Origin of the sequence: Bacillus cereus group sp. N21 (assembly GCF_016483395.1) — a bacterium.
Taxonomy (GTDB): domain Bacteria; phylum Bacillota; class Bacilli; order Bacillales; family Bacillaceae_G; genus Bacillus_A; species Bacillus_A pseudomycoides.
The window spans coordinates 1-5,459 of sequence record NZ_JAEHBX010000132.1 but is presented as its reverse complement, the minus strand read 5'-3'; the positions used below and the strand labels follow the sequence as shown (position 1 = coordinate 5,459).

The following is a 5,459-nucleotide window of genomic DNA, read 5'->3' as shown; positions in this document are numbered from 1 at the left end:
AAAAAATTGACATCTCCAGGAGAAAATGTGCATTTTTTTGTTTTGGGGTGTTATAAAATTCTTAAGTTGATGGGCATGTATGGTGATCCCTATTAAGAATTCTATAATAAATGTTTGATTTCTAGCACAGCTTGGTAACCAAAATAAATACCAAAACCAATTAAAATAATACCTGCTGAAATGGAAATCCATTTCATAACAACACGATTTACAAAGCGTCTACCTAAATGAATGGATGTAGCCATAAATAAATCCCACAACATAATACCTGCAAAAATAGCTGTACTATACCATAAAGCCTGTTCTTTCCCAATCGTATTTATTGCATTAGTGAGAACTGAACCATAAATCCCTATCCAAAATACAATGTTTAGTGGATTTGAAATAGCAATGGCGAATCCGGATAGAAAGGATTTGAAGGGATGTTCCTTTTCGCCTGTTAAAGAATGCTGTACTTGTTTAGGAGCATCTTTAATACTTTCATATCCTAAGTAAAGCATTGTAACAAAACCAAAAATCCAAATACAAAGTTGGGCAATTGGAGTCGTTAGATATGTCGAAACACCAAAATAAATTAGTAACATCATAATTATATCTGCTGACATTGCGCCTACTCCTACCAACCAGGCACTCCAAAAACCATTCTTTATTCCTTTATTTATTTGAGCCACATTAATTGGACCTACAGGAGCAGAAAGAGAAACTCCTAACAATATATAGCTAAATATCATGCTAATCATATTTCTTTACACCTGTAATAGGACATCTTACTACACTTTCATCATTCGTCTCGGGTAACATATATTGTCTCCATTCGTATGAATCTTTTGTACCATAATCACCTATATCAGGGTGAATTAAAATGTCATCATATGCTAACAATCGTTTTCTAATGACTTTACGAACTTGTTTCCCTTGTTTTGTATCGCCTGTAATATCATCCAGGGTTCCTCGAGGTTGTAAAGTAATTTCGAGACCAGTGTCTGTGTATCTACTCTTTCTCTCAGCATAAATAGGAGCTCTACAGACCACAAATATGGGTTCACCCGCAAAACAAAATTCCCACTTAGCATGATAAGGGTCTGTTGGTATCTCTGAATTCCATGGTTCAGGGTCATGTTTTATTAAAAATTGTAGTACATTCCAGAATTGTTTTTTATACTCTTCAGCCATCAATTGTTTATCTGAAGGCTTGAAAAATATTACGAGTGTAGTTCGTTTTGCAATTTGTTGATATGTTTTTATATATTCATAAATCCCATCTCTAAGTTTCATTAACTCTCTTTCATCATAGGCCGAATCGGCAAATAAATATCTGGACCATCCATGTTTCTCAGAATCTACTGCAAAATAACAAGGGAATGGCTTAGAATTATCCATAATGCTAGTATGAAAATTATTGAAAGATTGTATTTTCCAATCTTCTAAGAAGTCTATACTTTGTTCTTTAAGAATTCTTTTTTGATCATACAAATAAGATTTGGTAGATTGTATTACCATGCTAGCTCCTCCTTAGTATGCCTATAAATTTATTATTTTTTCTCATAAAATAAAATACTATTTTTCACTATATCTAAAATTTTATCGATATCTTTTGTGTGTATTTCAATTGTTAGCTCAGGTACGCCTGGAGATAGTAGAAACTTATTATAGTTATAAATTTTTCGATCTATAACTAGGGTAATTTCCTCTTGATATCCGAATGGTGCTACACACCCAGGAACACAAGAAGTTTTTTCAATTAACTCTTCTTCTGAACAAATAGAAATTCTCTTTCCTGTTAGCTCTTTCATAAGTTTTGAATCTAATTTTTCTCCCTCAATGGTAACAAGTACATAATTTTTTCCAGATTTGTCTTTTAAAAATAAGCTTTTACTTGGGACCCCTTCCAAGTTGAATCTTTCTCTAATCTTTCTATCTGTATCATAATTTAAAATTGGTTCATGTTCATATTGCGAATAAGGTATATCGGCTTCTTCTAAAAGTTGTATTACTTGATTATACATATTCATTCTCCTTTTGCATTTTATTTACTGAATAATACGCTTTTTATATCTATATAACTAATATTTTCTTAATAGTTCCAAATGAACAATTGGAGATACTTAGATTGGTAATATTAAGTATTTATCCCTTAATATTCTATATTAGGAATATATCACAATTTTTTTGCTGTTTTTAAAAATTTTAAACTTTTCTTATGTAATAAAGTATTGATAAATATTTTTCTGATTTCTTTTCGGGTTTTGAGTGTCTCTAAATGAAAACTCTTACGCAAAAAAGACCACTTAAGGAAATTAGTGTTCTTTTTTTATTTCATTTTGGAGGAATGTATTTTAGTGAAAAATCTTGTTTATCTTGTAGCTACTCCATCAGTAAAAGGGGTACCGCCACATCGCTATCAAGCTAACAAAATAAAATAACCCCTAAAATGAAAAAATACGCTATTTATAATGTTGCTTTTAAATAAAGTCACGGTGTTTTAAAAAAAGATGTGATGTTTTGAATGAAGTTAAACCGTTTGTAAAAATGTTTAATCAAAATCCTGTCCTGAAAAGCTGGACTTTATTCTCTCCTGGTATTAATGAGTAAAAGGAATTTCGTATTGAAATGAGAAATAATACATTATTATCTATTAATGAAGGAGAAAAGACAAAACGAATAGCATTAATTTAATAAAATGAGGAGGATTATTTTGAGCAATCGAGTTTTAAACCTTACTAAAGCAATTCATAACATAATAGATGAACAATTTTCTGGAGCTATTTACATCAAGGATAACAATGAAGTCTTATTTGAATCAGCATTTGGTTATGCGAACAGGGCTGATAAAAAATTGAATACTGTTCATACACGCTTTGGAATTGCATCTGGCTGTAAGTTGTTTACAGCTGTTGCTATTTGCCAACTCGTTGAAAAAGGTTTATTATCATTTGGAACTCGTCTTGAAGATTGTTTGAACATAAAATTTCCGCATTTTAACAAAGACATAACAATTCATCACCTTTTGACTCACACTTCTGGAATACCGGACTATTTTGATGAACAAGTAATGGATAACTTTGAAGACCTTTGGAAACAAACACCTATGTATCTTTTGAATGACGTAAAAGATTTTCTTCCTTTATTTCAAAAGGAGAATATGATGTTCCAACCTGGAGATAAATTCCACTACAATAATGCTGGATTCATTGTTTTAGGTTTAATCGTAGAACAACAATCAGAACTTTCTTTTACCAACTATATTGAATCAAATCTCTTCCAGCGATGTGGTATGAGTGATTCAGGATATTTTCCTTTAGATCAACTCCCTAAAAACACTGCCTATGGGTACATAGATAATAAAGATGGAACATGGAGAACGAATATTTACTCTATTCCGATAAAAGGTGGAGCTGATGGGGGTGCTTTTATCACACCATCAGATATGATCAAATTTTGGGAAGCATTGTTTAATCATCAGCTTTTGAGTAAAGAATGTACAGAAATACTTTTGAATTCACAAATCCATGTTAAAGATGGGGTAGATTATGGATATGGACTTTGGATCACTAAAAATGAAGAATCTATAATTAAGTATCATGTAATGGGATATGACCCTGGCGTAAGCTTCCATTCTGCTTTTTATCCTAAGTCAGGAATCAAGATAGTAATACTTTCAAATAAAAGTTCCGGATCCTTTGAAGTAATGAAGGGAATTGAAGAAATTTTTGAGATATAATCAAACTTTTTTATAAAATAATGATTCAATTGAATATATTAAGAGCGTGTTTTGATCAATCTTTTTTCAAAACACGCTCTTTCTTTTTGAGCATTTATCAAGGTTATTAGTATCAATTTGATCAATCTTTATTCCAAAGCTACACGCCATCAAGCCAATGACAACAAATATCTCATAACAAAAGATTTTTTTAAGTTAATGAATGTGTAGCAAGACCCCATAAATAAAAAAGATAAGACCAGAGTTGGTCTTATCTATGGCATAAGGAGAAACAAATAGGGTGATAACCATCACTTTTTTATCATATTACATTAACTGTTAATTTTGAATATTATAGATAAAAACAGTGACAATATCCATATTGAGAAATTTATTACTAATTTGTTTGTACAGTATCAAAAGGTACACCTTTTGAAGCGGTTTTGTAGACGTATCAAGGTTTCCTTGTATCACTTAATCTATGAACAAATAAAAAATGAAGGAAATTGGAATGGACATTATATATGAAGAAAAGGTGTCAGGTGCTACTCAAGACAGAGCTGAACTTCAAAATATGTTAAATGATCTTAGGGAAGACGATACAATTTGTGTAACAGATTTAACTCGGATTACTCGTAGTACGAGGGATTTATTTAAATTAGTTGATTACATAAAAAATAAAAAAGCTAACTTAAACTGTCCATTTTAGAGAGTACAGTTCAGTTTTATCTTTTCTTTTTTATTTTGACTTGTCTTAAAATATCTTCCGGATTTTTACGTTTTGTAAAGATTTCTCTTTTTGCATTCCTTACATTTCTAATTTCAGGATAGATATCTTCTATTTTAATACGTTCATGACTTTCTGGACGAATGGCCTCAGTACCTTCAATCATATATCCTCTTAATGTAAAAGTAGATAAGTCTACTCCATGTCCTTCAATTGCTTTTAAAGATATTTCTTCCATGAAAACATATCGGCTTATTTTCCCCCTCCACTTAAATGTTATTTTCGTTCATATAATGAATTATCCTTCTAGCATATTTATAAGATTTATATCATATATTAAGAGAAAGAATGCAAGTTAGAAAGGAGTCTGATAGAATGAGTTATTTGGAGGGAAATGACTTTAGTGAACAAAATATGGTAACTGTACCTAATCCCTACGTATATCAGACATTACAATCAGTAATTGGTAAACATGTGGTTATTGAAACTGTAAGAGGTAATGTACGAGGAAAGTTAAAAGATGTGAAACCAGATCATTTGCTCATTGAATATACGGTACCGTATATTGTACGCATTCAACAAATTGTATGGATTATGCCAAAACAATAATCAAATTACATCTAATTGGTTCTGTTGCAAAGTTTTCTACATGAAGCTACACTCTAGAAAACAGGATCTAGGAGAATCAGACATGAGATATTTTAAAGGAAAACAATTCAAGAAAGATATTATTTTAGTAGCTGTCGGCTACTACTGCCGTTTTTCTTTAAGTTATCGCGATGTATCTGAAATCCTGAAAGAACGTGGTATTTCAGTTCACCCAACAACTATCATGCGATGGGTTCATGAATATGGCAATCTCATCTATCAAATTTGGAAAGTGAAAAATAAATCTGCACGCTTATCTTGGCATTTGGATGAGACTTATATCAAAGTTAAGGGAGAATGGCGTTATCTCTATCGTGCAATTGATAAAGATGGACACACATTGGATATTCAACTTCGTAAAAAACGGGATCATCAGGCTGCCTA

General features: G+C 31.4%; 7 protein-coding genes and 1 pseudogene. 4 read left to right on the top strand and 4 right to left on the bottom strand.

The window, feature by feature from the left end:
* Nucleotides 1-101: 101 nt before the first annotated feature.
* The 3 genes from JDS96_RS29475 to JDS96_RS29465 are packed head-to-tail and all read right to left on the bottom strand — an operon-like array spanning nt 102 to nt 2,006.
* A complete protein-coding gene (locus JDS96_RS29475; RefSeq protein ID WP_033796786.1) occupies nt 102-740 on the bottom strand; it encodes a LysE family transporter in 639 nt (212 codons plus the stop codon).
* Nucleotides 733-1,500 (bottom strand): YqcI/YcgG family protein, encoded by a 768-nt coding sequence (locus tag JDS96_RS29470; protein ID WP_199668960.1) that lies wholly within the window; start codon nt 1,498-1,500, stop codon nt 733-735. The genes JDS96_RS29475 and JDS96_RS29470 overlap by 8 nt, the downstream gene beginning before the upstream one ends.
* Before the next feature lie 32 nt (nt 1,501-1,532).
* Nucleotides 1,533-2,006, bottom strand: a complete 474-nt coding sequence (locus JDS96_RS29465; protein WP_199668959.1) for a YbaK/EbsC family protein — start codon at nt 2,004-2,006, stop codon at nt 1,533-1,535.
* Between the two features lie 674 nt (nt 2,007-2,680).
* Here JDS96_RS29465 and JDS96_RS29460 point away from each other — a divergent pair.
* Entirely contained in the window at nt 2,681-3,721 is a 1,041-nt protein-coding gene (locus tag JDS96_RS29460) for a serine hydrolase domain-containing protein (RefSeq protein ID WP_176523920.1), read from the top strand.
* A 472-nt stretch (nt 3,722-4,193) separates the two neighbouring features.
* Nucleotides 4,194-4,394: pseudogene (locus JDS96_RS29455) on the top strand (recombinase family protein); the annotation flags it as partial.
* Nucleotides 4,395-4,425: 31 nt separating this feature from the next.
* Here JDS96_RS29455 and JDS96_RS29450 read toward each other — a convergent pair.
* Complete coding sequence (locus JDS96_RS29450; RefSeq protein WP_199668957.1) at nt 4,426-4,665, bottom strand: hypothetical protein; 240 nt, start codon at nt 4,663-4,665, stop codon at nt 4,426-4,428.
* 137 nt (nt 4,666-4,802) lie between these two features.
* Here JDS96_RS29450 and JDS96_RS29445 point away from each other — a divergent pair, with 137 nt between their 5' ends.
* Both JDS96_RS29445 and JDS96_RS29440 read left to right on the top strand, forming a co-directional pair.
* Nucleotides 4,803-5,036 (top strand): YuzF family protein, encoded by a 234-nt coding sequence (locus JDS96_RS29445; RefSeq protein ID WP_199668803.1) that lies wholly within the window; start codon nt 4,803-4,805, stop codon nt 5,034-5,036.
* A gap of 82 nt (nt 5,037-5,118) precedes the next feature.
* A partial coding sequence (locus JDS96_RS29440; protein WP_199668956.1) for an IS6 family transposase occupies nt 5,119-5,459 on the top strand: 341 nt, incomplete at its 3' end.